Source organism: Nocardiopsis sediminis, assembly GCF_042650565.1.
Taxonomy (GTDB): domain Bacteria; phylum Actinomycetota; class Actinomycetes; order Streptosporangiales; family Streptosporangiaceae; genus Nocardiopsis_B; species Nocardiopsis_B sediminis.
The window spans coordinates 238,744-264,029 of the sequence record NZ_JBHSBH010000007.1 but is presented as its reverse complement, the minus strand read 5'-3'; the positions used below and the strand labels follow the sequence as shown (position 1 = coordinate 264,029).

At 72.3% G+C, this 25,286-nt stretch carries 31 protein-coding genes; 18 read left to right on the top strand and 13 right to left on the bottom strand.

The window, feature by feature from the left end; translation table 11 throughout:
- The first annotated feature begins 24 nt into the window (after window positions 1–24).
- On the top strand, window positions 25–402 hold the full coding sequence (locus tag ACFOVU_RS10235) for a VOC family protein (RefSeq protein WP_378532215.1): 378 nt from the start codon (window positions 25–27) through the stop codon (window positions 400–402).
- A 64-nt stretch (window positions 403–466) separates the two neighbouring features.
- Here ACFOVU_RS10235 and ACFOVU_RS10230 read toward each other — a convergent pair whose 3' ends face one another.
- A complete protein-coding gene (locus tag ACFOVU_RS10230) occupies window positions 467–976 on the bottom strand; it encodes a DoxX family protein (protein WP_378532214.1) in 510 nt (169 codons plus the stop codon).
- Between the two features lie 94 nt (window positions 977–1,070).
- On the opposite strand from ACFOVU_RS10230, the gene ACFOVU_RS10225 reads away from it, so the two are divergent.
- Window positions 1,071–1,652, top strand: a complete 582-nt coding sequence (locus ACFOVU_RS10225; protein ID WP_378532212.1) for a TetR/AcrR family transcriptional regulator — start codon at window positions 1,071–1,073, stop codon at window positions 1,650–1,652.
- A 34-nt stretch (window positions 1,653–1,686) separates the two neighbouring features.
- On the opposite strand, the gene ACFOVU_RS10220 is transcribed toward ACFOVU_RS10225, so the two are convergent.
- Window positions 1,687–2,046 (bottom strand): DoxX family protein, encoded by a 360-nt coding sequence (locus ACFOVU_RS10220; RefSeq protein ID WP_378532210.1) that lies wholly within the window; start codon window positions 2,044–2,046, stop codon window positions 1,687–1,689.
- 38 nt (window positions 2,047–2,084) lie between these two features.
- Between ACFOVU_RS10220 and ACFOVU_RS10215 the strand changes: the two genes are divergently transcribed.
- Window positions 2,085–2,651, top strand: coding sequence for a TetR/AcrR family transcriptional regulator (locus ACFOVU_RS10215; RefSeq protein ID WP_378532208.1), 567 nt, complete (start codon window positions 2,085–2,087; stop codon window positions 2,649–2,651).
- A 144-nt stretch (window positions 2,652–2,795) separates the two neighbouring features.
- On the opposite strand, the gene ACFOVU_RS10210 is transcribed toward ACFOVU_RS10215, so the two are convergent.
- The 3 genes from ACFOVU_RS10210 to ACFOVU_RS10200 form a co-directional block, all read right to left on the bottom strand.
- Window positions 2,796–2,966, bottom strand: a complete 171-nt coding sequence (locus ACFOVU_RS10210) for a hypothetical protein (protein ID WP_378532206.1) — start codon at window positions 2,964–2,966, stop codon at window positions 2,796–2,798.
- Window positions 2,963–3,487 carry an RNA polymerase sigma factor gene (locus tag ACFOVU_RS10205; RefSeq protein ID WP_378532204.1) on the bottom strand — a complete coding sequence of 175 codons (525 nt, stop codon included), beginning with the start codon at window positions 3,485–3,487 and terminating at the stop codon, window positions 2,963–2,965. Before ACFOVU_RS10205 ends, ACFOVU_RS10210 begins: the two co-directional genes overlap by 4 nt.
- Window positions 3,488–3,670: 183 nt before the next feature.
- Window positions 3,671–3,898, bottom strand: a complete 228-nt coding sequence (locus tag ACFOVU_RS10200; RefSeq protein ID WP_378532202.1) for a hypothetical protein — start codon at window positions 3,896–3,898, stop codon at window positions 3,671–3,673.
- 318 nt (window positions 3,899–4,216) lie between these two features.
- Between ACFOVU_RS10200 and ACFOVU_RS10195 the strand changes: the two genes are divergently transcribed.
- From ACFOVU_RS10195 to ACFOVU_RS10175, 5 genes are all read left to right on the top strand, one after another.
- A complete protein-coding gene (locus tag ACFOVU_RS10195; protein WP_378532200.1) occupies window positions 4,217–4,588 on the top strand; it encodes a hypothetical protein in 372 nt (123 codons plus the stop codon).
- A 43-nt stretch (window positions 4,589–4,631) separates the two neighbouring features.
- Complete coding sequence (locus ACFOVU_RS10190; protein ID WP_378532198.1) at window positions 4,632–5,786, top strand: sensor histidine kinase; 1,155 nt, start codon at window positions 4,632–4,634, stop codon at window positions 5,784–5,786.
- Window positions 5,783–6,445: a response regulator gene (locus tag ACFOVU_RS10185; RefSeq protein ID WP_378532196.1), complete on the top strand. Its 663-nt coding sequence runs from the start codon at window positions 5,783–5,785 to the stop codon at window positions 6,443–6,445. The genes ACFOVU_RS10190 and ACFOVU_RS10185 overlap by 4 nt, the downstream gene beginning before the upstream one ends.
- A gap of 105 nt (window positions 6,446–6,550) precedes the next feature.
- Window positions 6,551–7,096, top strand: a complete 546-nt coding sequence (locus ACFOVU_RS10180) for a hypothetical protein (protein WP_378532194.1) — start codon at window positions 6,551–6,553, stop codon at window positions 7,094–7,096.
- On the top strand, window positions 7,093–8,202 hold the full coding sequence (locus tag ACFOVU_RS10175) for a serpin family protein (protein ID WP_378532192.1): 1,110 nt from the start codon (window positions 7,093–7,095) through the stop codon (window positions 8,200–8,202). The genes ACFOVU_RS10180 and ACFOVU_RS10175 overlap by 4 nt, the downstream gene beginning before the upstream one ends.
- Window positions 8,203–8,262: 60 nt before the next feature.
- Here ACFOVU_RS10175 and ACFOVU_RS10170 read toward each other — a convergent pair whose 3' ends face one another.
- Window positions 8,263–9,558: a CitMHS family transporter gene (locus tag ACFOVU_RS10170; RefSeq protein ID WP_378532190.1), complete on the bottom strand. Its 1,296-nt coding sequence runs from the start codon at window positions 9,556–9,558 to the stop codon at window positions 8,263–8,265.
- Window positions 9,559–10,119: 561 nt separating this feature from the next.
- Window positions 10,120–10,887 carry a FadR/GntR family transcriptional regulator gene (locus ACFOVU_RS10165; RefSeq protein ID WP_378532188.1) on the bottom strand — a complete coding sequence of 256 codons (768 nt, stop codon included), beginning with the start codon at window positions 10,885–10,887 and terminating at the stop codon, window positions 10,120–10,122.
- A 182-nt stretch (window positions 10,888–11,069) separates the two neighbouring features.
- Here ACFOVU_RS10165 and ACFOVU_RS10160 point away from each other — a divergent pair, with 182 nt between their 5' ends.
- From ACFOVU_RS10160 to ACFOVU_RS10130, 7 genes are all read left to right on the top strand, one after another.
- A complete protein-coding gene (locus ACFOVU_RS10160) occupies window positions 11,070–11,735 on the top strand; it encodes an aspartate/glutamate racemase family protein (RefSeq protein ID WP_378532186.1) in 666 nt (221 codons plus the stop codon).
- A gap of 176 nt (window positions 11,736–11,911) precedes the next feature.
- Complete coding sequence (locus tag ACFOVU_RS10155; protein ID WP_378532184.1) at window positions 11,912–13,006, top strand: isocitrate/isopropylmalate dehydrogenase family protein; 1,095 nt, start codon at window positions 11,912–11,914, stop codon at window positions 13,004–13,006.
- A gap of 269 nt (window positions 13,007–13,275) precedes the next feature.
- Window positions 13,276–14,613, top strand: coding sequence for a 3-oxo-tetronate kinase (otnK, locus tag ACFOVU_RS10150; protein ID WP_378532182.1), 1,338 nt, complete (start codon window positions 13,276–13,278; stop codon window positions 14,611–14,613).
- Complete coding sequence (gene otnC, locus ACFOVU_RS10145; RefSeq protein WP_378532180.1) at window positions 14,610–15,233, top strand: 3-oxo-tetronate 4-phosphate decarboxylase; 624 nt, start codon at window positions 14,610–14,612, stop codon at window positions 15,231–15,233. Before otnK ends, otnC begins: the two co-directional genes overlap by 4 nt.
- A gap of 112 nt (window positions 15,234–15,345) precedes the next feature.
- On the top strand, window positions 15,346–15,648 hold the full coding sequence (locus ACFOVU_RS10140) for a putative quinol monooxygenase (RefSeq protein ID WP_378532178.1): 303 nt from the start codon (window positions 15,346–15,348) through the stop codon (window positions 15,646–15,648).
- Between the two features lie 21 nt (window positions 15,649–15,669).
- Complete coding sequence (locus ACFOVU_RS10135) at window positions 15,670–16,104, top strand: cupin domain-containing protein (protein WP_378532176.1); 435 nt, start codon at window positions 15,670–15,672, stop codon at window positions 16,102–16,104.
- Complete coding sequence (locus ACFOVU_RS10130; RefSeq protein WP_378532174.1) at window positions 16,101–17,483, top strand: aldehyde dehydrogenase family protein; 1,383 nt, start codon at window positions 16,101–16,103, stop codon at window positions 17,481–17,483. The genes ACFOVU_RS10135 and ACFOVU_RS10130 overlap by 4 nt, the downstream gene beginning before the upstream one ends.
- An 80-nt stretch (window positions 17,484–17,563) precedes the next feature.
- Here the strand turns inward: ACFOVU_RS10130 and ACFOVU_RS10125 are convergent, their stop codons facing one another.
- Entirely contained in the window at window positions 17,564–18,358 is a 795-nt protein-coding gene (locus tag ACFOVU_RS10125) for a peptidoglycan recognition protein family protein (RefSeq protein ID WP_378532170.1), read from the bottom strand.
- A 66-nt stretch (window positions 18,359–18,424) separates the two neighbouring features.
- On the bottom strand, window positions 18,425–19,459 hold the full coding sequence (locus ACFOVU_RS10120) for a helix-turn-helix domain-containing protein (RefSeq protein WP_378532169.1): 1,035 nt from the start codon (window positions 19,457–19,459) through the stop codon (window positions 18,425–18,427).
- A 147-nt stretch (window positions 19,460–19,606) separates the two neighbouring features.
- Here ACFOVU_RS10120 and ACFOVU_RS10115 point away from each other — a divergent pair, with 147 nt between their 5' ends.
- Entirely contained in the window at window positions 19,607–20,656 is a 1,050-nt protein-coding gene (locus tag ACFOVU_RS10115) for a methyltransferase (protein WP_378532167.1), read from the top strand.
- 48 nt (window positions 20,657–20,704) lie between these two features.
- Here the strand turns inward: ACFOVU_RS10115 and ACFOVU_RS10110 are convergent, their stop codons facing one another.
- The gene (locus tag ACFOVU_RS10110; protein ID WP_378532165.1) at window positions 20,705–21,499 is read right to left on the bottom strand and encodes a helix-turn-helix transcriptional regulator; all 795 of its coding nucleotides are present in this window, start codon (window positions 21,497–21,499) and stop codon (window positions 20,705–20,707) included.
- Window positions 21,500–21,645: 146 nt separating this feature from the next.
- On the opposite strand from ACFOVU_RS10110, the gene ACFOVU_RS10105 reads away from it, so the two are divergent.
- On the top strand, window positions 21,646–22,017 hold the full coding sequence (locus ACFOVU_RS10105; RefSeq protein ID WP_378532163.1) for a hypothetical protein: 372 nt from the start codon (window positions 21,646–21,648) through the stop codon (window positions 22,015–22,017).
- On the top strand, window positions 22,014–22,565 hold the full coding sequence (locus ACFOVU_RS10100; RefSeq protein ID WP_378532161.1) for a nuclear transport factor 2 family protein: 552 nt from the start codon (window positions 22,014–22,016) through the stop codon (window positions 22,563–22,565). The genes ACFOVU_RS10105 and ACFOVU_RS10100 overlap by 4 nt, the downstream gene beginning before the upstream one ends.
- A 27-nt stretch (window positions 22,566–22,592) precedes the next feature.
- Here the strand turns inward: ACFOVU_RS10100 and ACFOVU_RS10095 are convergent, their stop codons facing one another.
- Genes ACFOVU_RS10095 through ACFOVU_RS10085 form a run of 3 tightly spaced genes read right to left on the bottom strand, consistent with a single transcriptional unit; the run spans window position 22,593 to window position 25,247 of the window.
- Window positions 22,593–22,946 (bottom strand): hypothetical protein, encoded by a 354-nt coding sequence (locus ACFOVU_RS10095; protein ID WP_378532159.1) that lies wholly within the window; start codon window positions 22,944–22,946, stop codon window positions 22,593–22,595.
- A 38-nt stretch (window positions 22,947–22,984) separates the two neighbouring features.
- Window positions 22,985–23,896 carry a MinD/ParA family ATP-binding protein gene (locus ACFOVU_RS10090; protein WP_378532158.1) on the bottom strand — a complete coding sequence of 304 codons (912 nt, stop codon included), beginning with the start codon at window positions 23,894–23,896 and terminating at the stop codon, window positions 22,985–22,987.
- Between the two features lie 25 nt (window positions 23,897–23,921).
- A complete protein-coding gene (locus ACFOVU_RS10085; protein WP_378532156.1) occupies window positions 23,922–25,247 on the bottom strand; it encodes an EsaB/YukD family protein in 1,326 nt (441 codons plus the stop codon).
- Window positions 25,248–25,286 lie beyond the last annotated feature (39 nt).

Here is a 25,286-nt window from a genome sequence, read left to right as displayed (position 1 = left end):
CCACGCTGAGAGTAGGTTTCGCCGATGGCATGCCGTATCAGTGAGCTCGTGATCGATTGCCGTGACCCCGAGGTGCTGGCGCGGTTCTGGGGTGAAGTTCTGGACTTCGTGGAGCTCGAACGCGACGAGACCGATATCGCGATCGGGCCGCGCGAGGGGTTCGGCGGCCCGCAGCCGACGATCATCCTCAGCCGCAGCGACGATCCGAGGAACGGGAAGCTCCGGCTGCACATCGACGTCAGCGCCACCGACCGCGATCAGGACGCCGAGCTCGAACGCCTCCTGGCCGCCGGGGCCGAGCGCGTCGACATCGGCCAGACGGGGGAGGAGCCCTGGCACGTCCTCGCCGATCCCGAGGGCAATGAGTTCTGCCTGCTCAAGGACCGTGTCGACCCACTCTGACGGTCCTTCCCGGGTGACGCGGCCTAGGTCTGCGGGCCGGTGTAGCCGTAGACGAGGCGTGCGGTCACACGGCGGCACCAGGCCTCGGGTATCCACCCCGGGGCCCTTCGCTTTCCAGGGTGCGGGTCCTCCGGCGTGATCGCAGGTGGTGGGCCAGCACGGCGAGGGGCGCGGCAAGGAAGACCACCTGCATTGCGGTGCGCGGGATCAGCGGGGTGGCGCCGGGGAGGTCGGCCAGTGCCGCGTACACGTTGGCCGGGAACATCACGACCAGGAGCGCGCTGAGCCCGGCGGCGGTCCACGGGGCGGTGCGCGTCCACAGGATCCCGGCCGCGCCCGCCAGCTCCAGGACGCCCGTGACGGTGACCAGCAGGCCGGGAGCGGGGAGCGTCGGCGGGACCATGGCGATCAGTTCCTCGCGCATGCCGACGAAGTGCGCGGCGCCGGTCAGCAGGAACATGGCCGCGATCCCGCCGCGGACGGCGACCGGCCACGGCCGCAGGCGGCGGACACCGGCGGCTCCGGCGGCGAGGAGTACCAGGGTGACGGAGACAAGGGCGATGAGCGGTTCCACGGCGATCCCTCCAACAAACAAGAACTAGACACTGACAAGATAGCCGCACCAGACTCAATCTTGTCAAGGACAAGATTGGCGCTACCCTGGGGCGATGACCACGGAGCGTCCGTACCACCACGGTGATCTGCGACAGGCGGTGCTCAGCGCCGCCGTCGACGCCATCACCGAGTCCGGCCCCGCCGGCGTCAGCCTGCGCGACCTCGCCCGCCGCGCCGGCGTCTCCCACGCCGCGCCCGCCCACCACTTCGGCGACAAAGCGGGCCTGCTCACCGCCGTCGCCGCCGAGGGCTACGCGCTGCTCGCCGACGCCCTGCACGAGGCCCAGGAGCGCACCGGGTCCTACCGGGAAGTGGGCGTGGCCTATGTGCGCTTCGCGGTCGAGCACCGGGCGCACTTCGCGGTCATGTTCCAGCCCGGGCTGTACCACGCCAGCGACCCCGCGGTCGCCGCGGCGCGCGGTCGGGCGGACCAGGCGCTCACCGGGGGAGTCGGCGCCATCGTGGGCGAGGATGCGGGCCCGGACCGCCACCTGGCGAGCATCGGCGCGTGGTCGCTGGTCCACGGCTTCGCCACCCTGTGGCTTAACGGCTCGCTGGGATCACTGGACGAGCGATTCGGCGACGACAGCGAGGCCGCGGCGCGCGCCGTCGTGGCGAGCCTGTTCCCCACGTGACCGCGGACGGGCCATGCGCCGCCCTCGGGGCGCGTTACCGCAGGAAGCTCCACGCGAGGGTGAAGACCGAGAGCACCAGCATCCCGGTGGCGTTGAGGAAGAGGTTCCGGCCGAAGTCGCGGGCGCGGATGTGCATGGCGATCGCGACGAGGAAGTACAGCACCACCGCGGACGCCGTGATCGCTCCCAGGTAGGGGATCCGGATGCCGGCGACGAGGCCCGCTGCGGCGGCGAACTTGATCGGCGGCATGATCCACCACATGCTCGGCGGCCAGCCGACGTCGTCGTAGCACCGGGCGATGAACGCCATGGGCTTGAGGCACATCAGCCCGTCGCCGAAGGAGACGACCGCGAGGAGGACCATCGGCCAGACCGGGTCGGGGAGCTCGAACATGCGGCGACCGTACCATACGGTACGGTATGTTCGACGGTATGCGGACTCGCGACGATTGGCTCACCGAAGGACTCGCCGCCCTCGTCGCCGAAGGCGAACCGGGCGTGCGAATCGACAAGCTCGCCCGCCGGCTCGGCATGACGAAGGGCTCGTTCCACCACCACTTCCGGGGCATGGCGGACTACCGCCGGGCGCTGCTGGAGCGCTACGAGGCCGACCAGCGGGCGGTGCAGGAGCGGCTGGCCGCCCTCCTGGTGGACACCCCGGCCGAAGCGGTGATCGCGGGACTGCCCTCCCGCGTCGCCGACCTCGTCGACACCGACCTGGAGCGCGCAATCCGGGCATGGGGGGTCGCCGACCAGGACGTACGCGAGACGCAGGAGCGCATCGACGCCGCCCGCCTGGCGTTCCTCCAGGACGTGTGGTTCCAGGTCCTCGGCGACGAGGGCCGGGCCCGGACCGCGGCGCTGGTGCCGCACCTGATCATGGTGGGTGCCGGTGCCGTGCGACCGCGCCTGGGCGCAGCCGACGTGCAGGCCGTCTTCGACCTGCTCGGCCGGCTGGTGGCGGTCGTCGCCGACGACGGACCGACACCGGAGGCATAGGAACCCCGGCGCCGTTCGAGGACCGCATCCGCGCGCACGCCATCCTCTGCCGGCTCGCGCGACGCGGCGGCGCGCCGGGGTTCGACAGCGGCGCCGTCGAAGACCGGGGTCCTCGACGGCGCCGGGTACCTGACGCTGCGGTCACTACAAGCCGAGTCGGAGGGCGGCCACGATCTCCTGCGCCGCCGTGTCCCCCTGCCCGGCCTCCTCCAGCAGCCGGCGCGACAGCCTCGCTCGCCACAGCTCGGTCAGCTCGTCGCCGGCCGAGGAGAACAGCGTCTCCAGCTCGGGGTCGTGGAACGGTTCGTCGGTCATGGAGTGGTACCCCCCTCCTCCTTGAGGATCTTCTTGAGCCTGCGGTGCCCGCGGCTGAGCCGCGCGCGGATCGCCTCCTCGCTGATCTGGAGCGTTTCGGCGATCTCACCGCTGCTCAGCTCGGCGAAGTGGTACAGGGCCACCGCCGCGCGCTCGCCCTCCGCCAGCCGGGCCACGAGCTCCTGCGCCCGGCGCGTGGACTCCTTGCGGAGTTGCACGGCCTGCGGCCGGGTCTCGGCGTCGTCGTCCCGGTCGGGGAGCAGGTCGACGGTCACTTCGGCCCGGGCCTTCTTCAGGTTGCGGCGCAGCTCGCGCGTGGCCGCCTTCCACATCCACGCCCGAGGGTCGGACACACATCCGGGCTTCTTGCGGTCACGCCGCCACAGCTCGGTCAGGGCGTAGAAGACCGCGTTCTCGGAGTCCTGGTAGCTACCTCCTTCGCTGGCGTGCAGGGAGCCGGCCATCCTCGCCGCGAGGTCGAGGAGGTCGGGGGTGATGGTGAGGGACAGATCGATGGCCATGGCTTTTCCTTTCCGGTGACGTGGAGATGCGGGTCGCAGCCGCATTTCCGAGAGCACTAAGAGGCCGTCCTCCTCCCGGGTGCTCTTGCCGTCGTCCCACCACGGTTCCTTTCGCCGATCTGCCCTTCACCCTGTTGGGTGTGATTCCCGTGCCTCCGTGACCCCGTTCTCGCGTGATATGGGTCACGAACTGTGGGTGGGGGTGCTGACCTCGATCACCACCTTGCGCCCTCCGCCGGGGTAGTACTCGGTAACCCGCCCACCCCCGCCCGCGACCACCCGGGCGACGTCCACCCGCGCGGCGGCCTCACGCCGCCGCGTCCGCTCCCGGGCACTCACCCGCGCCCACAGGGCCACCACCCCGATCAACTCGCCCACGACCCCCGCCGCCAGCACCGTCCACGGTTCCATCGGCCCTCCTTCCGCCCCGGTCGCCCCGGGACTTCCACCCCCTAGGGCGCCAGAGCCCCTCAGGCGTGACCTCCGCAGCGTGGAAACCTCGAGCGACGATGATGGGGCCCTCGGCGCACATGGACGTCAAGCGTCGCCAGGGTGATCGCGAGCGGAGGTGACGTCATATTCGGCCGGGTTGGAAGGCGCATGTCCCCCATGAGAGCTACGCGCAGATGCCCACCTTTTGGTGATGATCTCGGGCCGCCGGGTCCCTAGTATCCTCCTCAGCCGCGGCGCTCGGGCCGCGGATGCGGTGAAGGAGGCGAAGGGGCCCGGATGAGACCGGTGTGGATACTCGTGACCGTCGCGGCGGTCGTCTTCCTGGGTATGCGGGAGCTGGTGGGGGAGGGCGACCTGTGGCTCACGCTCGGCATCGGCCTGCTCGCAGGTGTGCTGTTGCTGCCCGTCTACCTGTGGGTGGTGTGGCGCGTCGAGCGCCGCGAGGCCACCGCACCGGCCCGCGAACGTGCCGTATCCACCACGGGCACGGGCTGGGGGACGATGCTCGGCATCGGGATGTTCGTACTGGTCATCGCGAACATCGTGCTCCTCGGGTGCTACGAGGCCGACGGACTGGGGCCGTTGGCCGGCGCGGTGGCGCTGCTCGGGTTCATGGCCGCGGCCGCGTCACCGAGGAGTCAGACGTGATGCGGCGGACCGACCGGGTCGAATCCACCAGTAGGCTTCCCCGGTGACGGATCTGGGGCGGGTGTCGGGCTGGTGGCACCGGCTCGACGTCGCGCTACGGGATCTCCCGCTCGCGCTGCTGCTTCTCGCCGGATCGGTCCTGCTGGCGCCCGACAACCACGGGACCCAGGTCGGCGGCCTGCCGACCCGTCCCTTCGATGCGCTGGCCGTGGCGGTGGTCGCCCTCGAATGCCTCCCGCTGGCCCTGCGGCGCCGGTTGCCGGTCGTCTGCCTCGCCCTCGTGTCCCTCGGTTTCTCCGTCGACCAGCTCCTCGCCTACCACACGGTCGCGGGCACCGCGCTGCCCATCGCCGTGTTCAGCGCGGGGGCCCACCTCGACCGGCACCGCCGCACCGCCGCTCTCCTCTTCTCCGCGGCCTATGTGCCGCTCGTGGTCGCGCTCGTCCGGGTGGGTTCGGTCGAACCGCCCAGCGAGTTCGTGCTGTTCTACCTGGCGCATGCCTTCGCATGCGGCCTGGGGGTGTGGCTGCGCCGCTTCCGGGGCGCCGAGGCCGAGCACCGCCGCCGCGTCGCCGCCGACACCCGCGCGGCCGAACGCTCCCGCATCGCCCGCGAGCTCCACGACGTCGTCACCCACCACGTGACGGCCATGGTGGTGCAGGCCGAGGCGGCACGCTATCTGACCGCCGCGCCCGACCGCCTCGACCAGGCCCTGACCGCCGTCACCGACACCGGGCGGCGGGCGATCACCGACCTGCGGCACCTGCTCGACCTGCTCAACCCCGACCACGGCACCGACGCCAGGACGCCGCCCGTGGGCCGGCTGCTCACCCTCGTGGAGCAGGCGCGCCGGTCGGGGCAGCCGGTGGAGTTCACCGAGGAGGGCACGCCGGCGGAGTCGACGGGCAGCGCCGACCTCGTGGCCTACCGGGTCGTCCAGGAGGCCCTGACCAATGCCCTCAAGTACGCCAACGGCAGCCCCACCTCGGTGCGGGTGCGCCACGGGGAGAAGGAGATCACCGTGAAGGTCGCCACGGACGGGTCCGGCGCACCGCCCGGGCTGCCCGAGGGCAGCGGGCGGGGCCTGGCCGGGCTGCGCGAACGCGTCGAGGTCCTGGGCGGCGACTTCAGCGCGGGCCCGCCCCCGGGCGGCGGCTTCGACGTGCACGCGCGCATCCCCACGGGAAGCACCTCGTGACCGCTCCGCTGCGGGTTCTGATCTGCGACGACCAGATGCTGGTCCGCACCGGCCTGGTGACCATCATCGACGCCCAGCCCGACCTCGAGGTGGTGGGGGAGTGCGGGGACGGCCAGGCCGCCGTCGACCTCGCCGGCCGGCTGCGCCCCGACATCGTGGTGATGGACGTGCGCATGCCCGTGCTCGACGGCATCGAGGCCACCCGGCGGCTGGCCGGCGCCGGGGTGGCGCACCCGGTCAAGGTGCTCGTGGTGACGACGTTCAACCTGGACGAGTACGTCTACGAGGCGCTGCGCGCGGGGGCGAGCGGGTTCCTGCTCAAGGACGCCCCGCCGGCCCAGCTGCTCAACGGGATCCGGACCGTGGCCTCGGGGGCGGCGCTGCTGGACCCCGATGTGACGCGACAGCTCGTGGGCGCCTACGCCGCCCGGATCCGGCCCAAGGAGGACACCGTGCACGACGATATCCCGCTGACCCCCCGCGAGCTGGAGGTCCTGCGCCTCATCGCCGACGGCCTGTCCAACAGCGAGATCGCCGCGGCACTGGTGATCAGCCAGGAGACCGTCAAGACCTTCGTGTCACGCATCCTCGCCAAACTCGGGCTCCGCGACCGCGTGCAGGCGGTCGTCTACGCCTACCGCCACGGCTTGGTGACGTGACGAGTACCGCGGGGCCGATGGGGGTGCGGATGCGGACGTAACAGTGGTAAGCGGATCGTGGCATGCTCGACCGTGTCATACCGAAGGACGGACGAGACGGTGGGTATGGACACGAGCGTATTGCTGGGCGGCGGCGCCGCCGGTGCGATCATCGGCCTGGTCACAACGTTCATGACACAGTTCTTCGCCGGCCGGCACCAGACGAGGGAGTTCGACCGGGCGGACCGCGTGCGCCGTGAGGAGCGCCAGGTCGAGGAGGAACGGGCCAGGGACGAGCAGAAGCGCGCAGACTACATTGCCCTCAACACGGCGTCGCGCGATTTCCTGACGGCGTTGACGGACCTCCTGCACGCGGTCGAACGCACGGAGTCGCGGCAGGAGGAGCGGGAGGCGCTGGAGAGGGCCCGGGGTGTCCATCGCAGCCGCTACGCCGAAGCGCAGCTTCGCGTGCCCGACGCGGTACTGGAGACGGCCTCGTCGGTCAATCGCCGTCTGATGTCGCTGTTCGGCATGGTCAAACGCCTCGACAATGGTCGGGCACATGATGGTGACACGTTCGAGACCGCGCAGCCGAGGATCCAGGAGATCTGGGGACTTCTCTCGAAGCTGCGGCGGGAGATGCGCATCGATCTGGGTGTGACCGAGCGGTGAAGTGTGAGCCCCACGCGGGGCATCTCGATTTCGCGACGCGGCTCGACGCCCAGCTGAGCGGGAACGGATCGCACGTGTGGTCGCCCTGGTCGGTGGCCGAAGCGCTCTCTCTGCTCGCCGTCGGGGCACGCGGATCGACGTTGGACGAATTGGCCGGCGTTCTCGGTGGTGACGTGGACGGCCACGCCGCGGCGCTCATGGGGGTCGCCGCCGGTGAGCCCGCGCTTCGGACGGCCGTGTCCCTGTGGGTGCGTGCTGGGGCGCGCGTGCTGCCGGAGTTCGCGGCCGCACTCGCCCGCCGGCCGTCGGCCTCGGTGGAGATCGGCGACTTCGCCGCGGACCCCGACGGCGTGCGCCGGGCCGTCAACGCCCACGTGCGCGACGCCACGGGCGGCGGCATCCCCGAGCTGCTGGCGCCGCGCTCGGTGACGGCCGACACCCGGGCGGTGCTCCTGTCGGCGCTCCTGGTCCGGCTGCGGTGGCCGGTCCCCTTCGCACCCGCACGTACCACCCGGCTCCCGTTCCGGGAACCCGGAGCAGCGGAGCGGATGGTCCCCATGATGCGCCGCCGGGGATTGCTGTCCTATGCCGAGGCCCGGGGATGGCGGATGGTCTCCCTCGACGGGGGGTCCGGGTGCACGCTGGACGTCCTGCTCGCCGAGGATCCGGCGGCCGCGGCCCCGCGCGCCGCCGACCTGGTCGCCCTGTACCGTTCCGCGCGCCCGGCCGATATCGCGCTCGCACTTCCGCGGTTCGAGGTGGCCGCCCGGGCGGAGCTGAACGTTCCGCTCCGGGCGCTGGGCGTGCGCACGGCGTTCTCGACGTCCGCCGATCTCTCGGGCATCGTCGACGAGCCCTTGCTCGTCGACCGCGTCGTCCACCAGGCGCGGCTGCGCGTCGATGAGCACGGTGCCGAAGGGTCCGCCGCGACGGCCGTCCTGGCCGCTCCCGGCAGCGCCCTTCCGCCGCCTCCGCCACTGGAGTTCACCGTGGACCGGCCGTTCCGCTTCGCCCTGCGCAAGGACGGGGTGATCCTCTTCCTCGGGCACGTCACCTCGCCGATCGACCCCGGTGAGAGCCCCCCGGCCCGCGCCGCCGACGGTTGACCCCGGGCGCGCGTCATCGGGCGTCGTGGACGATCGCGCCTCCCGAAGGGCAGGGCCGGGTCAGGTGACCGAGATCGCGCCGGTCAGGACCGCGGCCACCAGGTAGGCGAGCGAGGCGAGGAAGACCCAGCCGAGGGCGAAGCGCTGGAACTCGCCGAGGTCGCGCTTGACGAGTCCGAGCAGGACCCACAAGGGTGCCGAGGCCGGGCCGATGGAGTGCAGCATCTGCCCGATGACGCCGGCGCGGGCGATCTCGTAGCCGGAGATGCCGTGCTGGGCGGCTGATTCGGCCACCACGGGCAGTACGCCGAAGAAGTAGGCGTCGTTGGACATGAAGAAGCTGAGCGGCAGGCCGATGACCGCCATCATCACCGGGATCAGCTGCCCCATGGAGGACGGGACCGCGCTGAGGAGGGCGTCGGCCATCGCCTCGGTCATCCCGGTGTCGGTGAGGATGCCGGTGAAGATCCCGGCGGCGAGGACGAGCATCACGACGGGGACGGCGTTGGCGGCGTGCTTGCGGATGACCTCGCCCTGGTCGGCCAGGCGCGGGTGGTTGGCCAGCAGGGCGATGACGAATCCGCCCATGAACAGCGTCGGCAGCGGTGCGACGCCCAGGACGAGCAGGACGAGCAGCAGCAGGGTCAGGGCGGCGTTGAACCACATCCGCCAGTCGCGGGCGTAGCGCACCCCGGGTTCCCGGCCGGCGATCTCGGCGGCCAGCTCCTCGATCGCCCGGGGGTCGACGTTCCTGCGCTGGCGGCGGCCCATCAGGTAGGCGAGCAGCACGATGGAGGCGGAGGCGATGAGCAGGGAGGGGATCATGGGGACGAAGTACTCGGCGGCGTCGAGGTGCAGGACGCTGATAGCCCGGGTGGCGGCACCGCCCCACGGGGTGGTGCCCGAGATCGCGCCGAGTGCCATGGTGGCGATCGCGGCGATGACGAGCGGGTTGATGCCGAGCCGCCGGTAGATGGGCAGGAAGGCCGAACAGATGATCATGTAGCTCGTCGTGCCGTCACCGTCGAGGGCGACGAGCAGCGCCAGGACGGCCGTGCCGACGCAGATCCGGACCGGGTCGCCCTTGGAGATCCGGATGATGGTGTCGGAGACCGGGTCGAAGAGGCGCGCGTCCATCATCACCCCGAAGTAGAGGACGGCGAACAGCAGCAGCACGGCGGTGGGGGCGACGGTCTCCAAGCCGCCGAGCATCATCTCGCCGAGGTCGGGGCCGAAACCGGCGGCGGTGGCGAACGCGATCGGCGTGACCATGATCGCCACGAACGCGGTCGCGTATTTCCGCATGACGAGGAGCATGAAGGTCGCCAGCGTGGCGAACCCGAGTACGGCGAGCATGAGTTCTCCTGATGGTGTGCGCGCTGCTCGGCGTGGGAGGGCACGAGGCGCGCCACCGGTCCTGGGCCGCAGGTGTGCGGGGGGCGGTGGTGACGGGGTGTTCGGCCGGTGGGGCCGGGCCTTCCGGCATGCGTTGAGTGCGGCCGGGCACGGGGGTCTCGCCGTGCAGGGGCCGACGCTTTTCGGGTACGCCGAATCAGGCCGCCGAGCCGGGTCGGTTCGGCGCCTTCGTTCGATGGCGGTGGTCTCCGCCGGTGTGCCTGGTGTTCCTGGTGTGCCGGCGGTTCGGGGATCGCGGGGGCGGGTGGCCGCGGTGCGGATCGGAACGGGCGGGGCGTCAGAGGGCTAAGGCCGTCCGGGGCGACGACCGCGTTTCCATCCGGTAAACCGGTAGACCAATCATGAGCATGATCCACCCCGGCGTCAACCTTTCGGGTTCACCGGAAGCGATCGCGGCGCCGACCGGTGGCGGGATCGAGCCGGGCCTACCCGGCGGCGGCCGCGGTGGTCCGGTGAGGTGATGCGGGGGGAGGGCGCCCCGGCGGCGGAGGGGGCGGGAGGTCAGTCGGCGGTGTCGCCGACCAGCCCTGACCGGGCCTCGGTGCGCAGCCGTTCGGCGACCTCGGGCTCCAGGGTGGCGAGCAGCCGGCCGGCGGCGTTGCGCATGTGGGTCGCCATCGCCGCCCGTGCCGCGTCGGCGTCGCGGGCCTCGATCGCCTCGCAGATCGGCACGTGGTCGCGGTAGGCGGTGGTCACGTGGGAGTGCCGGGCGACGTTGCGGCCGATCCAGCTGTGCATGACCGTGCGCAGCCCGCGCAGCATGTCCCGCAGGACCGTGTTGCCCGAGGCGTCGGCGATGGCCAGGTGGAAGGCGACGTCGGCGGCGGGGAAGTCGTCCGCGTGGCTGGTCCGCATGTCCTCCAGGCGGGCCCGGATGGTCGCGGCGGCGGCGTCGTCGCGGTTCTGCGCCGCCAGGCCGGCCACCACCTCCTCCAGGTGCGCCCGCGCCTCCATGAGTTCCATGACGCGGCGCTCGCCCAGCATCAGGTTCCACTCGAAGACCCGGTAGAGGACCTCGACGTCGCTGCCGCGGAAGTAGGTGCCCGATCCGGGGCGGATGTCCAGGATGCCGAGCATGTTGAGGGAGCGGATCGCCTCGCGGACGGCCGGCCGGTTCACCCCCAGCGTCTCGGCGAGTTGGCGCTCCGAAGGGAGGCGGTGGCCCGGTTCGAGGTCACCGGAGAACAGGTGGTCGATGAGTCGCCGTGCGATCTCCTTGGCGATCGGCTCCCGGGGGGTGAGGTCGATCTTGGACAGCCCTGTGCTCACATGGGTCCTTTCGGTCGCGCGCCGTCCGTGCAACGGGCGATCCCCGGGGGACAGCCTACCGAGAGCCCTGCCCGTTGATCGATCGGTCAACCGGTTTACCATTCTGCTCATTGCCGGCCCAGTGCCGGCCCCGCTCGGCCGGTCCTCCGGGCCGGACGCACAGGAGCTTCACGGAGAAACCCTTGCCCCCATCACGGCCCCTGCTGGCCATGATCCATGCCGTCGCCCGCTCGGCCGAGCTCGCCGACGCCGCCGTCCGCGAGCGCTTTCCCGAGGCCGTGCCCTGGCATCTGTTCGACGGCCGCCTCCTGGAGGAGGTCGAGCACGCGGGCGGGCTCACGCCGGGGCTGCGGTCGCGGATGCTCCGCCTGATCGGGCACGCCTTCACCGAGGGAGCCGACGCGGTGCTGCTGACCTGCTCGTCCTACGGGCCGGTCGTCGAAGAGGCCCGCCGGATGTGGGACCGCCCGATCGACCGGCCCGACGACGCGCTGTTCGACCGGGTGCTGCGCTCCGGCGCGCGGCGGGTCGCCCTGATCTGCACGAGCGCCGCCGCCGTCGCGCCGGCCGTCGACGGCCTCGCCATGGCGGCGCGCTCCCGGGACCGCCCGCCCGAGGCGGTTCCGCTCCTCTGCCCCACGACTTCCGGTGCAGCGGACGCTGGCGCGCTCGCCGCCCGGCTCGCCGAGGCCGGCGTCGACGCCGTGGCCCTCGCGCAGTACTCCCTCGCCCCCCTCGCCGGGGCCGTGGCGGCGGCGACCGGGCTGTCCGTTCACGCCGGTCCCGAAGCGGCGGCCGGCCGGCTGCGGGCGCGCCTGCTGGGGATCGAGGAGGAGGTCGACCGGTGAGCGCGCGGTAGGCCGGGGCCAAGATCCGCGGGCGCTGGGGGACCCCGGGGCGGTTGACGAGGGCCGCAGTCCGTGCGCATTATTGGTCAACCGGTAAACCACATGACGGCATGGGTGCGGACCGGCAGGTCCGCACCCTCGGGCGCGGTGCCCACGTCAGGGACGAAGGAGTTGCTTTGGCTTCGAACGAAGGGCGGCAGTACCGCCTGGGGCTGTTGACCGGGGACGGGATCGGGCCCGAGATCGTGCCCGCCGCGGTCACGGTGGCCGACGCGGCCTTCGCCGCCGCGGGACGCCCCGGAGCCGTGGAGTGGACCGAGTTCCCCATCGGCCACGAGGCCATCCGCGAGCTGGGGTCGCCGATCCCCGACTCCACGCTGGACGGACTGGCCGGCACCGACGGCTGGCTCCTGGGCCCGCACGACAGCGCCGCCTACCCCGAGCCCCACCGCTCCCGGCTCAACCCCAGCGGCACCATCCGCAAGCACTTCGACCTCTACGCCAACATCCGCCCCGCCAAGGGGCTGCCGGGGGCGACCGCGATCGCGCCGCAGACCGACCTGGTCATCGTGCGGGAGAACACCCAGGGCTTCTACGCCGACCGCAGCACCTACCGCGGCACGGGCGAGTACATGCCCACGCCCGATGTGGCGATCGCGATGGGCGTGTTCACCCGGCCCGCGATCGAGCGCATCGCGCGCACCGCGTTCCAGCTGGCCCGGCAGCGGCGCCGGCACGTGACCATCGTGCACAAGGCCAACGTCCTGCAACTGACCACCGGCATGTTCAAGGCGGTCACGCTCGAGGTCGCCGCCGAGTTCCCCGACGTCACCGTCGACGACTTCCACATCGACGCCATGACCGTGCACCTGCTGCGGCGCCCCGGCGACTTCGACGTCATCGTCACCGAGAACATGTTCGGCGACATCCTCTCCGACCTCACCGGAGAGCTCGCAGGCTCCCTGGGCATCGCCCCCTCCATCAACGCCGCCGAGAACGTGGCCATGGCCCAGGCCTCCCACGGCGCCGCCCCCGACATCGCCGGCCGCGGGATCGCCAACCCGACCGCCATCATCCTCTCCGCCGCCATGCTGCTGGAGTGGCTGGCCGGCCGCCACGACGACCCCGTCGCCCGCGAGGCCGCCCGCCTCATCGACAGCGGAGTCTCCGCCGCCGTCGCCGCCGGGGTGAGCACCCCCGACCTCGGCGGCACGGCGAGCACCGCCGAGTTCGCCAAGGCCGTCGTCGCCGCGATCCAGGACGGACGCTGAACACCGCCGCCCCGGGCGGGCCGGAGCGCGCAGCGGCGCGCCCCGGCCCGCCCGCCGCCGACGAGGACGGTCATGACCCAATTGCCCCCGGCGCAAGCCCCGTGCTTCAGGGCGGGGATAGCCGCTACGGTCCGAAGGCGAAGCAGGAACCCAAAGTTGCAATTAGTCGCCCACCACGGGTATGGTCCACTTCTACGCGGCGGGGCACGCCGAGTAGTGAAACGCCTGCGGAGCGTGTGTAAGACCCTGCCAAGCCAGGGCGGTGCGCGATGAAACAGGAACCCGCCAGGGCCCGCATCACGCGGGCGGATGGAATCCCGGCCCTTCAGGGCCGGGAGGATGTCAGACCGCTGATCGGCTGCATCGCCGATGACCACACCGGGGCGACCGATGTCGCCAGCGCCATCCGGGGACGGGGGCTGAGCACCGCTCTGGTGTTCGGCCCGCCCTCCGGCGACCGCCCGCTGCCCGAGGCCGAGGCCGTCGTCATCGCCCTGAAGTCGCGCACCCTCCCCACCCAGGAGGCCGTCGCGCTGAGCCTCGCGGCGCAGCGCGCCCTCACCGCGGCCGGCGTCCCCCGCACCTACGTCAAGTACTGCTCCACCTTCGACTCCACCGCCGAGGGCAACATCGGCCCCGTCACCGAGGCCCTGCTCGCCGCAACCGGCGCCGGCGCCGCGCTGGCCTGCCCGGCCGCCCCCGCCAACGGCCGCACCGTCTACCGTGGCCACCTCTTCGTGGGCGACGTCCCGCTCGCGGAATCGCCGATGCGGCACCACCCACTGACCCCGATGACCGACTCCGACGTCACGCGGCTGCTCGCCCGCCAGACCGCCGAGCCGGTGGCCCTGCTGAGCCGGCCCCACGTCGCAACGGGCGCCGACGCCGCCCGCGCGCGCCTGGCCGAGCTGCGCGCGGAGGGGGCCCGGCACGTGGTCGCCGACGCCGTGGACGAGGGCGACCTGGACGTGCTCGGCGAGGTCGCCCGCGACCACCGGCTCGTCACCGGAGCGGCCGGGCTGGCGGCGGGCCTGGCCGCGGCGCTGCGCACCGGCCGCCCGCCGGGTGCGTATTCCACCGCCGACCCGGAGCCGGAGCCGGATCCGGACGGCCCCGCCGCCGTCCTCGCCGGGAGCTGCTCGACCATGACACTGCGGCAGATCGAGCACGCACGCGCGGTCATGCCGTCGCGCCGGCTGGACCCGCTGGAGCTGACCGACCCGGGCGAGCTCGACCGCGTGCGCGCCTGGGTGGACGCCCACGCCGGGGCGGGGCCGGTGCTCGTCTACGCCTCCCAAAGCCCCGAGGAGCGCCGCGCCGCCCAGGGACGCCTCGGCACCGCCGAGACGGCCCGCCTGGTGGAGCACGCGCTCGCCGAAACCGCCCGCCACCTCGTGGACAACGGAGTGCGGCGCCTGGTCGTCGCGGGAGGGGAGACGTCCGGGGCCATCGTCGGCGCCCTGGGCATCGACGCGGTCCGGGTCGGGCGCGAGGTCGACGCCGGCGTGCCGTGGACGACCGCGGCCGGTGGGCTCGCCCTGCTGCTCAAGTCCGGCAACTTCGGCGCCCCCGACCTGTTCACCCGCGCGCTTTCGGGGCGGCCATGACGCGGCAGGCGGCGGCCCGCGCCCTCACCGCCCTCGGCGCCTCCCTGTTCTCCCGGGGCTACACGCACGGCAGCACCGGCAACCTGAGCATCCGCCTGGGCGCGACGATCCTGACCACGCCGACCGGCTCCAACCTCGGGGCGCTGGACCCCGGCGGCCTGTCCGAGATCACCCTGGACGGCGAGCACGCGGGCGGCGCGCCACCCACCAAGGAGGCGTTCCTGCACGCGGCGATGTACCGCGCTCGGCCCGATGCCGAGGCGGTGGTCCACCTGCACTCCACCCACGCGGTGGCCGTCTCCTGCCTGGCCGACGTCGACCCCCGGGACGTCCTGCCGCCGCTGACCGCCTACTACGCCATGCGGGTCGGCACCCTGCCGCTGCTGCCCTACCACGCACCGGGCGACGCCGCCCTGGAACCGCTGGCCGAGCAGGCGGCACGCGGCCACCATGCGCTGCTCCTCGCCAACCACGGCCCCGTCGTCGCCGGCCCCGGTCTGGCGGCGGCCGCCGATGCCATGGAGGAGCTGGAGGCGACCGCGCGGCTCTTCCTGCTCCTGCGCGGCCAGGCCACCCGGCCGCTCAGCCCCGAGCAGGCGCACGCCCTCCGCAGGCGGTGAGCCGGCGGGCCCGGCCGCCGGGCAACGGCAGCCCATCCGTCCACGGCTCCGGGGCCTTCCGGCCCCGCAGCCCCGCCCCACTCCCACTCCCACTCCCAAGGAGCCTGCCCGCGTGATCACGCTCACCGTGTCCCTCCAGGTCGTCCCCGGCCACCGCGACGCGTTCCTCGCCGCCATCGAGGAGAACGCCGAACGCTCCTTCACCGACGAGCCCGGCTGCCGCTACTTCGACGTCGTCTGCGACCTGGACGACGACCACCACTTCGTCTTCCACGAGGCCTACGACGACGAGGCGGCTGTGGAGGCCCACCGCTCCGCGGCCCATTTCAAGGTCTGGCGCGCGGCCGCCGCCGAGCACGTCGTGCCGGGCAGCCAGGTCAACACACTCTCCCGCCGCCTCTTCCACCACTCCTGACGCGAAGGAGCGCCCACCGCGATGTGCACGCATCCCACACCGCCCAACCTGCTCATCCGCCCTGATGAGGTCGAGCGCTTCGACCGGGGCGGGGGCGTCGCCACCGTGCCCTATGTCGGAAAGTGGAACTCCGAGGCGGCCACCATCACGACCGGTCAGACCGTCTTCCAGCCCGGCACCGGGCTGCCGCTGCACAGCCACAACGTCGAGGAATCGGTCCTGATCCTCGAGGGCGAGGCGACCGCGGAGATCGACGGCGCGCTCTTCGACCTGGAGGCCGGCCAGGCCACGTGGGTCCCGGCCGGGGTTCCGCACCGCTTCGCCAACCGGGGCGAGGGCGTCATGCGGATCTACTGGGTCTACGGCGGCCGCGACGTGACCCGCACCATCACCGCGACGGGCGAGACCTTCGGCCACCTGTCCGAGCACGACAAGGGAGGGGCACCCACCCCATGACCACCGCCATCACGACCGTCAACCCCGCCACCGGCCGCCCCATCGCCACCTACGCGGGCTGGGACGCCGGCCGCATCGACGCCGCCGTCGACCGCGCCCACACCGCCGCCACCGCCTGGGCCCGTGTACCCGTCGCCGAGCGGGCGCGGCTGGCGGCCCGGCTCGCGGTCACCCTGCGCGAGCACAGCGGCCGCCTGGCCTCCCTCGCGGTGGAGGAGATGGGCAAGCCCCGCCGCCAAGCCGAAGGCGAAGTCGAGAAGTCGGCGCTGACCGCCGAGTACTACGCACGGCAGGGGCCGGGCATCCTCGCCGACGAGCAGGTGGAGGTCGGCGGAGCCGACGCCTGGGTCGCCTACGAACCCGCCGGGCTGGTGCTCGCGGTCATGCCGTGGAACTTCCCCGTCTGGCAGGTCATGCGCTTCGCCATACCCTCCCTGGTGGCCGGCAACGGCGTCCTGCTCAAGCACGCCGCCAACGTCACCGGCAGCGCCCTGGCCCTCCAGGACATCTTCACCGCCGCCGGGTTCCCCGAACACCTGGTCACCGCCCTGGTCGTCGCCGAGCCCGACGTGCCCGATGCGACGGCGCGGCTCATCGGCGACGACCGCATCGCCGCCGTCACCCTGACCGGCAGCAACCGCGCCGGCGCCGCCGTGGGCGCGGCGGCCGGGCGCGCAGCGAAGAAGTCCGTCCTGGAACTGGGCGGCTCGGATGCCTTCGTGGTCCTCGACGACGCCGACATCGAGGCGGCCGCGGCGGCCGCGGTCACCGCCCGGTTCGCCAACACCGGGCAGAGCTGCGTGTGCGCGAAGCGGTTCATCCTCAGCGCACCGATCGCCGAGGCCTTCACCTCGGCGTTCACGGCCGGCGTCGAAGCACTCCGCATGGGTGACCCCCGCCAGGAGGACACCCAGGTCGGTCCGCTGGCCCGCGAGGACCTGCGCACCGCGATCCACCGCCAGGTCACCGAGTCGGTCGTCGCGGGTGCGAAGCTCCTGACCGGAGGCGAACCTCTGCCCGGCGACGGCTACTTCTACCGCCCCACCGTCCTGGCCCACACCGCACCGGGCATGCCCGCGTTCGACGAGGAGACCTTCGGCCCCCTCGCCGCCCTCACCGTCGCCCGCGACGATGACGACGCCGTCCGTCTCGCCAACGCTACCCCCTACGGCCTCGGCCTGAGCGTCTGGACCGGCGACCGCGCACGCGGCCTCGCCCTGGCCCGCCGTATCACCAGCGGGGCCGCCTTCATCAACGCCATCGTCGCCTCCGACCCCCGCCTGCCCTTCGGCGGCACCAAACACAGCGGCCACGGCCGCGAACTCGCCGCAGCGGGCATCCGCGAGTTCACCAACACCCGCACCTACTGGATCGCCTGACCCGGCCGGGTGGTGCGTCGAGGGCGTGCCGCCGGACGGCCGATGAGCCCGTCCGGCTCGGTCGCGACCACGCGCGGAGCTCAGGTGATGGGCGACTCCCATGCGGCGCGCCACGTCGCCGAGCCGATCAGACCATCGACGCCGAGCCGCTTCTCCGCCTGAAACGCGCGCGCGACGCCGCGCGTCCGGGGACCGTAGCGGCCGTCCGCGGCGAGCGGCCATCCGCGTTCGCGCATGCGCGACTGCCAGTGCCGGAGGTCATCGCGGTGACCGTGGTAGCCCGAAACGCTCGCCGTGGGGCCGGAGCGCGGGCCGAAGTACCAACCGGTGGGCAGCGGGAACGCGGGCGCGCCGGTGTCACCACCGCCGGAGAAAGACGGTGCCGATTCGTTGGCGATCGAGCGGGCACGGGCGACGATCTCGTCGAGCTGAGCGACGATCCGCGGTCCGGGGCACGAAGTGTGCCCGCCCCATGCCGAGCCGCCCATACCGTGATGGCCGAGTCCGTGTCCGGTGGCGGAGTCCGCGCGCTGCAACGCGATTCCGTGAACCCGGTGGGCCCACGCGAGGATCTCGGCGCACCGGTCGAGCTGGTTGTCGGAGAGGCGGTCGTTCGTCGTGCCCTCGTTCTCGATCGAGATGCAATAGGGGTTGCCGCCGGCCTGTGCCCACGCGCGGTCGCGGGTGTCGACCCACTGGTACAAGGTGCCGCCCTTGCCGGTACCGAAATGGGACGACGCCCGGGCGCGTGACTGCCGGAACCACGAATCGGTGCCGGTGAGGGTGCCGGCCATGAGGTGCACGACGACGATCCGGGGCGAGATCCCGCCCGAGTTGTAGTTCACCGGGATCGGGCGCCAGATGGCGCCGGGCATACGTGCCATGGGCGGCCTCCAAGGATGGACGGGACGGGACACAGTGTGCAGGAAGAGAAAGAGGCGTTAAGGACCGCGGGTCGGATTCCGACGTGTCGGCGACGGCTCTTGTGCGCGGGTGCTCGACCGGGCGAAGCGGGCGGGGGTCTGGCCGTATTGCCGTTTGAAGGCGCGGATGAAATGGCTGCTGTCCGCGAAGTGCCAGCGGGCCGCGAGTTCGGAGACGCTCGGCCGGTCGAACGGTGCGGCCAGCTGGAGGCGGGCCTGTTCGAGTCGGCGGCGGCGGATGTAGGCCCCCACTGATTCCTCGGCCGCCGAGAACGCCCGGTGCAGCGTCCGTATCGAGATATTGAGTTCGCGGGCCAGCGACGACGGAGAAAGATCAGGGTCGTCCAAGCGGCCGTCGACGACGTCCTTCGCCGCCTGGGCCAGTGCCGTGGCCAGCCGCGGCTCCTTGTCGTCCACTTCCTGTCTCAGCACCCCCTTGACCAGCTCGATCAGGGCGTCGCGTGCGGCCTGCGCCCCGGCGGGGGTGAAGTCGTTCACGGACTCGGCGACCATTCCGGCGTGCGCCATGAGCACCCGCATCTCGGTCGAGACGGCGGCCCCGACGGTCGGCCGGTCGCCGGCCATCGGTCTGAGGACCGAGGCGGGCAGGATGAGCACCGTCGCCTTCGTGTGCGGCTCCACCTCGAATTGCGCCGGTGGTCCGTTGTGCCGGGCGATGAATCGCCCGGCCGGCACGGTGATCTCGCCGTCGTCGCGCGGTCCCGAGAAGCGCCAGGCTCCGCGCCGCAGTACGTGGATCAGCACCCGGTCGTCGCCGCGGTCACGGACCCCCTGGGTGCGGCCGGCGATCGACGCGCTGTGGAGGTCCGCGATCACCGTGTCACGCACCTTGGCGGCGTGCACGCCGACCCGGAATTCACCGGTGGCGCCCGTGTCGAAGGTCGGCAGCGGGAACGCCTCGCCGACCTGTGCGTCCCACCCGCGCCGGAAGGCGCCGAAGCCGTCCCGCCCCATGCCCGGATCCGTGACGTCCACGGCGAAGGTCCTGCGCGGACCGCCGGCCGCCGGTCCGGTGTTCGTTGTGCTGCCCACCGCTCGTCGATCCCACTTGTCATCTGTCGGCCGGCCCTGGTCCGGCACTGATGTTCCATCAGGACGGCACTGCGGGACAAGCGTACGCCGCACGGATCTTCCTAGGGTGAGATCCCCGCCAAGCGGAACGGAAGGAACACGACCACAATGACCGATGAGATGCCCGGCGCCGATAGCACTCGGAGCGATCCAGCGGCGGACGCCACCGCCGTCATGGACCTGCTCGTCGGCGGCGGCATTGCCCAGATCCTGCACGCGGTGGCCGCGTTGCACATCGCCGACCACCTCGCCGACGGTGCCCTGACGGCGGACGAGGTGGCCGAGCGCGCGGGCAGCCACGCACAGGCCACCTATCGCCTGCTGCGCGCGGCCTCCTCGCTCGGACTGCTGAGCTACGAGGGCGATCGCCGCTTCGGCCTCACCGGACGCGGCCGGCTGCTGCGTGACGGCGTTCCGGGCTCCCTGCGTTCTCTGGTCCTGGTCCAGACGGGCCACGCGCACTGGCGGCTGTGGGGGCATTTCCCCGAAGCGGTGCGCCACGGGGCCAGCCAGGCCAGGGAAGCGCTGGGCGCGGACGTCTTCGAGTATTTCGCGCGGCCGGAGAACGCCGAAGAGGCGGCGCTGTTCTCCAGCGCGATGGCCGACATGTCGGGCCTGGTCACGCAGGGCGCGGTGGCCGCGGTCGATACCACCGATGTCGCCACCGTGGTGGACGTCGGCGGCGCCGAAGGGCAGTTCGTCCTGGCACTCATGGCCGCCGAACCCCGGCTTCATGGGCAGGTCCTGGATCTCCCGCACGTCGTGGAGGGAGCGCGCCGGGAGGCCGGGAACCGCGGCCTGTCCGACCGCTTCTCCGCTGTCGCCGGCGACTTCTTCACCGAGGTCCCCGCTGCGGACCTCTACCTGTTGAAGACGGTCCTGCACGACTGGGACGACGAGCAGTGCACGGCCATCCTGCGCAACTGCCGATCGGCCGCGCACGACGGCGGGCGCGCGCTGGTGGTGGAGATGATCATCGGTGACATCGGCAAGCCCGACTTCGCCACCCTGTCGGACATGGGCATGCTGGCGATGACGAACGGCATGGAACGCGACCTGGACGAATTCGACGCGCTCTTCGCGGCCTCGGGATGGCGCCGCGACAAGACCTACCCCGTGGGAGGCGGCTACCACGGCATGGAACTCGTCGCCGTCTGACGACCCCGCGGCGAACCGGTACGCGCGGGTCGGTAGATGTGGCAGAGATCAGGCGTCGCCGCGGGGCGTGTAGAGCATGACCCAGTGATCTCGTTCCGGGTCGTGCAGGAGCTCGATGTCGAAGCTGACCGGGCCGTAGGTGGAGTGGTGCAGCTGTTTGGTCGCCGATCGCCACGCGATGACCTCGCCGCGTTCCCAGTAGTCGCGGAAGGTCGGGCTGGTCGCGGTGAGTTCCGCGAGCATGCCGCGGAGGTAGTCGTCGTTGGGATATCGGCTCAGCGCGGTGCGCAACTCGGCGGCTGCGACGCGCAGGAACCGGTCGGCGCCGTCGCCGAGCAAGCCGGTGAGGGCGGTGGTCGTGAAAGCCTGATAGGCGAGGTTGCGACCGAAGCGGCCGGTCACGTCGAAGGGTGGCAGCAGCTCGGCCGCGCGCTTGTTCCGGGCCAGGAGATCGAGCCGGCCGTCGTGCACGGTGACCGGCATCGTCTCGTCCAGACCCCGGAGCATGCGCATCAGCCCCGGGCGGACGACCGACTCGGGGGCGGGTAGCTCGGGCGGGGACTCGCCTCCCAGCCGGAACAGGTGGGCGCGCTCCGGCCCTGTCAGAGCGAAGCCTTGCGCCAGGGCTGTGAGGATCTCACGTGACGGTCGAGGAGCCTTGCCCTGTTCCAGACGCGTGTAGTACTCCACGGAGATCCCGGTGAGATCGGCTATCTCTTGCCGCCGAAGCCCCGCCACGCGCCGCCGGGAACTTCTCGGCTGCCCGTGCGAGCCTGGCGGGGTCATCGCTGCCCTGCGCTGCCGCAGGAAGTGCGCAAGGTCGCTCCGATCATTGCTCGCCATGGGCCCATCCTTCCCCACGTCGGAAACTCCTTTCCCCGTGGTGGCACTGGCAGTACTGGTTTCAGCGCGGCATTCCTGCCTGTCGCGGGGCCTTGCATCCTCGATGGTGTGCCGCTTTCCGCGGTACCAGAGCCATCGGAGGAAGTATGACCAGTACAGCGTGGACGTTCCCGATCCCGGCCGATCGAGTGGGGGAGTTCAGAAACCTGCTGGCCGAGCTGAACGAGAAGCACCTGGACGGCCTGGGCACCCGGGCCCGGGTCGTGGGCTACCACCAGGAACGCATGTGGCTACAGCCCAGCCAGGACGGCAGCGCGGAGCTCATCGTGTCTCTGGAGTTCGACGAGGGCATCGACCTGGCCACGTTCACCGAACGGCTCCTTGCGTACGAGTCGGACTTCACCCGGTGGTGGACGCCGCGCTTCGCGTCCTTCGGCATGCCACCGGCATTCGGTGAACCGCTCTTGTCCTGGGACGCCACGACCGCCGCCCTGGACGCGAAGGAGGAGCTGTCATGACCGGCCCCCGACCCGCCACCCGCTCGGCGCTGGAGACTGCGAAGGAGTTCATCCGGGCCGTCGAGGCGAAGGACATCGGCGCCGTCGAGGACACCCTGAGGGACGACGCCGAGCAGCTCTTCATGCACTCGAACGCGGTGACCACTGACCAGGGTGTCGCGGACATCATCGCCGGTCGTCGCAGGGGTTTCTGCGTCGCGGACGTGAGCGGCCGGGAGGAGGTGCTCGGGTACACGCGGGGCATCTTCGACAAGTTCGACCCGCTGTTCTGGCGCAACCACCGGTGGACCGTCAGCCCCGACGGCCGCGAGGTCTTCTTCCTCGGCACCGGTGAGATGGTCGTCGCCCGGACCGGCGCGCCCTACCGGAACACCTACCTCACTCGGTTCGACGTCATCGACGGCAAGATCGTGCGCATGGCCGAGTACGGCAACGTGATGCTGTACGCCCGGCTGGGCGTCCGCCCCAACCGCGCCGAGTTCCGGTCACTTCTCCGGGCCGTCGGACGCATGCTCTCGCCGACGCGGTCCTCTCGATCCGGTCGGTGACGGCGTCGGTTCGTTCCACCGGCGGTCTCAATCCGCTCTCACACGTACGTTCCCCCGGCCGCCGGTCGCGCGGTGGATGGTGCGCCGCACCGGCGACGTCGGGAGGTCGGCCACGGACCGGAGCCGGTGCTCGTAGGAGCCGTGCTCGGGGCCGTGCTCCGGGGCCGGGGCCGGATACGGGTCCGGCCGGTCGGGCGTGCCGGGGTGGGGGCTGCCGTCCATGAAGGCTTGGGCCACCGGGCAGCCGGGGATCACGGCGATGGCGTCGGCGGTCGGCGGGATGGCCTGGGCCCCGGTGGGGGCGTCGGAGGGGGCGGACGGGCCGGCGCCGGTCGTCGGGCCGGGGAGTCCTTGGCCGTTTTCGGACGATGGTGTGGACATGATGCTCCTTCGGGACGCGCGGCGGCGGAGCGGCTGGGTCAACCGGAGCGGCGCAGCGCCTCGGCCGCAACCCGGATCGCGGTGGCGCGGGACGCCTCGGCGAGCCTGCGCGGATCGACGGTGGTGGTGCGGGCCAGGTGCCGGTCGTGGCCCAGCCGGAACACCGCCGCTCCGCCGTCGCGCAGGACGTCGGCGGTTCCCGGGAAGTTGAAGGCCCGGTCCTCGTTCGAGGGCCGGTCGACGAACACGACGACGGTGCGCGCCAGGACCGAGTCGTCGCCGGCGGCGATCATCCGGTCGATCGCCCTGCCGATGCCGGCCGCGCCTTCTCGGGTGGCCGTGTCCACCAAGACGTGCGCGTGCGCGGCCGCCAGCGTCGCCGCGTCGAGCTCGGCCGGGGACTGTGGCCCGCGGTCGATCAGCGTCACGCCGAAGAAGCGGGTGAGCGGCAGGACCGTGTTCGGCAGCGTTTCGGGGGGCAGCGTGGCGCCCTCGGAGCCGCTTCCCGCCCCCGGTAGCAGCCAGACGCGATCGCGGGCGTGGGTCAGGTGGGACTCCACCTGCTCGAAGGAGTCGGCGTCGACCCGGCCCGCAGCGAGGTCGGCCAGGGACAGCTGCGGCCGCACGCCGAACCGCAGAGCGAGCGTGCGCCGGTCCGGGACGAGGTCGACGGCGAGTACCCGATCGTGCCGGTAGTGCGCGAACACCAGGGCGAGCAGCGTGGTGAGCACGCTGCCGTCGGCCTCACCTCGCGGGCTGCCCAGGACGATCCGGCGCCCGGTCGTGATCGGCCGCTGTAGCGCCTGCCCCGACTCGATCGTGGTCAGGACGTCGTCGGGGGGCCGGAGGGTGCGGATGACCGCGCGGCCGACCTGGCGCGTCAGCGAGTCGCCGCGCTCGCTCGCCGTGGCCACGCCGCCGGCGGCGGGTGGCTCCGGACGGTCATCCATTGCCGTTCCTCCCGGGGGTCGTGGGTCAGAAGGTGGTGAGGAGGCGTTCGTAGGTGCCGAACACCCCGAGCGCGACGGGGATCAGGGCGACGACCGCCACGGCCTCGACCCGGCTGGTGATCCGCCGCAGCCGGGCACGCACGAACTCCGGCGGCTCGGCCGCGAGCGCGACGATCGGGATCGCCAGGCCGGCGACGAGCAGGCCGAGCGCCGTCCAGAACGCCCAGGGCGCGTGGCCGGCACCGGCCAGCGCGGCGCTGACCAGGACCACCAGCGCCGCCGCGAGCAGTGTGGCCTTCTCGGCGATCAGCGGGTAGAAGCGCGACCGGCTGGCCAGCACGACCGCGAACAGCAGGGCGAGCCCGGCCGTCCAGCCGTTGAACCCCGCCGCCAGCACCAGCCCGGCGACCGCCGCGGCGAGCGCGACCGCGGCGGTGCCAACGGTCATGCTGCGGTGCGCGCTGAACAGGGAGGTCAGCACGTCGGTCCGGGTAACGGTCGCGCCCGCGCTGCGCTGGTCGTCCAGCGCGGTGAGGCCCGACAATGTGAGCGCGACCCGCAGGAGCACGCTGAGCAGGACCACGCACGCGATGACCGTTGCCGCCGCGATGTGGACCGCCGCCAGGCCGAGCACCGCGCCCACCGGCCACAGCAGGGCCAGCAGCAGCGCGATGCCGCCGCCCACCACCCCACCGCGGCCGAGGCCGGACGTGAGGCCCAGACCGGCCACGAGGAGCGCGGCGATGACCGCCAGCCCGTTCCAGCGCACCCATTCGGGCCAGTCGTAAAGGCCGGCCGCCAGCCACAGCGCAACGCAGCCGAGCGCGGCGCCGCCGATGGACAGCGCTGTGCCCAGGGATTCCCGCCGGGTCGGGCCGATGGCCGAGCCGGCGATGACGAGCAGCACGGCGACGGTCGCGTTCACCGCGACGGCGGTGCCACCTCCCAGGCCGGCCCACACCATCACGCCCAGCGCCGACCAGAGTGCGGTGGCGGCGCAGGTGGCCGTCCAGCGGGCCGCCACCGGTGTCCACCGCCCGCGATGGCCGTCGAGCGCGTCGCCCACCGCCTCGGGGACCTCGTGCACGATGGGCGCGGGCAGTGGGTCGTCGGCGCGGATGAGCCGGAGCACCGACCCGTCCGCGACACTGCGGCCGGCGAGGGTGGCGTCGCCCTCCAGGACGACCCCGGCCGCGGTGGCCAGGTGCAGCGGCTGTGCCGGGTCGGACACCGGATCGCCGAGCAGCTGGAGAACCTCGGGCAGCAGTGCGCCGACCGGCTCCTGGGCGGGCAGGACGGCGTCGACCCTGCGGCGTTCGCCGACGAGCGTCACCCGGCTCCAAGCGGTCATCGAGACCTTCCTATCGAATCTCGGCCCCGATCCCCGGCG

What these genes read in the sequence shown, in the direction of transcription:
- ACFOVU_RS10235 (WP_378532215.1), top strand. Translation starts at nt 25, where the DNA reads ATGGCATGCCGTATCAGTGAGCTCGTGATCGATTGCCGTGACCCCGAG.
- ACFOVU_RS10225 (WP_378532212.1), top strand. Translation starts at nt 1,071, where the DNA reads ATGACCACGGAGCGTCCGTACCACCACGGTGATCTGCGACAGGCGGTG.
- ACFOVU_RS10220 (WP_378532210.1), bottom strand. Translation starts at nt 2,046, where the DNA reads ATGTTCGAGCTCCCCGACCCGGTCTGGCCGATGGTCCTCCTCGCGGTC.
- ACFOVU_RS10215 (WP_378532208.1), top strand. Translation starts at nt 2,085, where the DNA reads ATGCGGACTCGCGACGATTGGCTCACCGAAGGACTCGCCGCCCTCGTC.
- ACFOVU_RS10210 (WP_378532206.1), bottom strand. Translation starts at nt 2,966, where the DNA reads ATGACCGACGAACCGTTCCACGACCCCGAGCTGGAGACGCTGTTCTCC.
- ACFOVU_RS10205 (WP_378532204.1), bottom strand. Translation starts at nt 3,487, where the DNA reads ATGGCCATCGATCTGTCCCTCACCATCACCCCCGACCTCCTCGACCTC.
- ACFOVU_RS10200 (WP_378532202.1), bottom strand. Translation starts at nt 3,898, where the DNA reads ATGGAACCGTGGACGGTGCTGGCGGCGGGGGTCGTGGGCGAGTTGATC.
- ACFOVU_RS10195 (WP_378532200.1), top strand. Translation starts at nt 4,217, where the DNA reads ATGAGACCGGTGTGGATACTCGTGACCGTCGCGGCGGTCGTCTTCCTG.
- ACFOVU_RS10180 (WP_378532194.1), top strand. Translation starts at nt 6,551, where the DNA reads ATGGACACGAGCGTATTGCTGGGCGGCGGCGCCGCCGGTGCGATCATC.
- ACFOVU_RS10170 (WP_378532190.1), bottom strand. Translation starts at nt 9,558, where the DNA reads ATGCTCGCCGTACTCGGGTTCGCCACGCTGGCGACCTTCATGCTCCTC.
- otnK (WP_378532182.1), top strand. Translation starts at nt 13,276, where the DNA reads ATGAAACAGGAACCCGCCAGGGCCCGCATCACGCGGGCGGATGGAATC.
- otnC (WP_378532180.1), top strand. Translation starts at nt 14,610, where the DNA reads ATGACGCGGCAGGCGGCGGCCCGCGCCCTCACCGCCCTCGGCGCCTCC.
- ACFOVU_RS10135 (WP_378532176.1), top strand. Translation starts at nt 15,670, where the DNA reads ATGTGCACGCATCCCACACCGCCCAACCTGCTCATCCGCCCTGATGAG.
- ACFOVU_RS10130 (WP_378532174.1), top strand. Translation starts at nt 16,101, where the DNA reads ATGACCACCGCCATCACGACCGTCAACCCCGCCACCGGCCGCCCCATC.
- ACFOVU_RS10125 (WP_378532170.1), bottom strand. Translation starts at nt 18,358, where the DNA reads ATGCCCGGCGCCATCTGGCGCCCGATCCCGGTGAACTACAACTCGGGC.
- ACFOVU_RS10115 (WP_378532167.1), top strand. Translation starts at nt 19,607, where the DNA reads ATGACCGATGAGATGCCCGGCGCCGATAGCACTCGGAGCGATCCAGCG.
- ACFOVU_RS10110 (WP_378532165.1), bottom strand. Translation starts at nt 21,499, where the DNA reads ATGGCGAGCAATGATCGGAGCGACCTTGCGCACTTCCTGCGGCAGCGC.
- ACFOVU_RS10105 (WP_378532163.1), top strand. Translation starts at nt 21,646, where the DNA reads ATGACCAGTACAGCGTGGACGTTCCCGATCCCGGCCGATCGAGTGGGG.
- ACFOVU_RS10100 (WP_378532161.1), top strand. Translation starts at nt 22,014, where the DNA reads ATGACCGGCCCCCGACCCGCCACCCGCTCGGCGCTGGAGACTGCGAAG.
- ACFOVU_RS10095 (WP_378532159.1), bottom strand. Translation starts at nt 22,946, where the DNA reads ATGTCCACACCATCGTCCGAAAACGGCCAAGGACTCCCCGGCCCGACG.
- ACFOVU_RS10090 (WP_378532158.1), bottom strand. Translation starts at nt 23,896, where the DNA reads ATGGATGACCGTCCGGAGCCACCCGCCGCCGGCGGCGTGGCCACGGCG.
- ACFOVU_RS10085 (WP_378532156.1), bottom strand. Translation starts at nt 25,247, where the DNA reads ATGACCGCTTGGAGCCGGGTGACGCTCGTCGGCGAACGCCGCAGGGTC.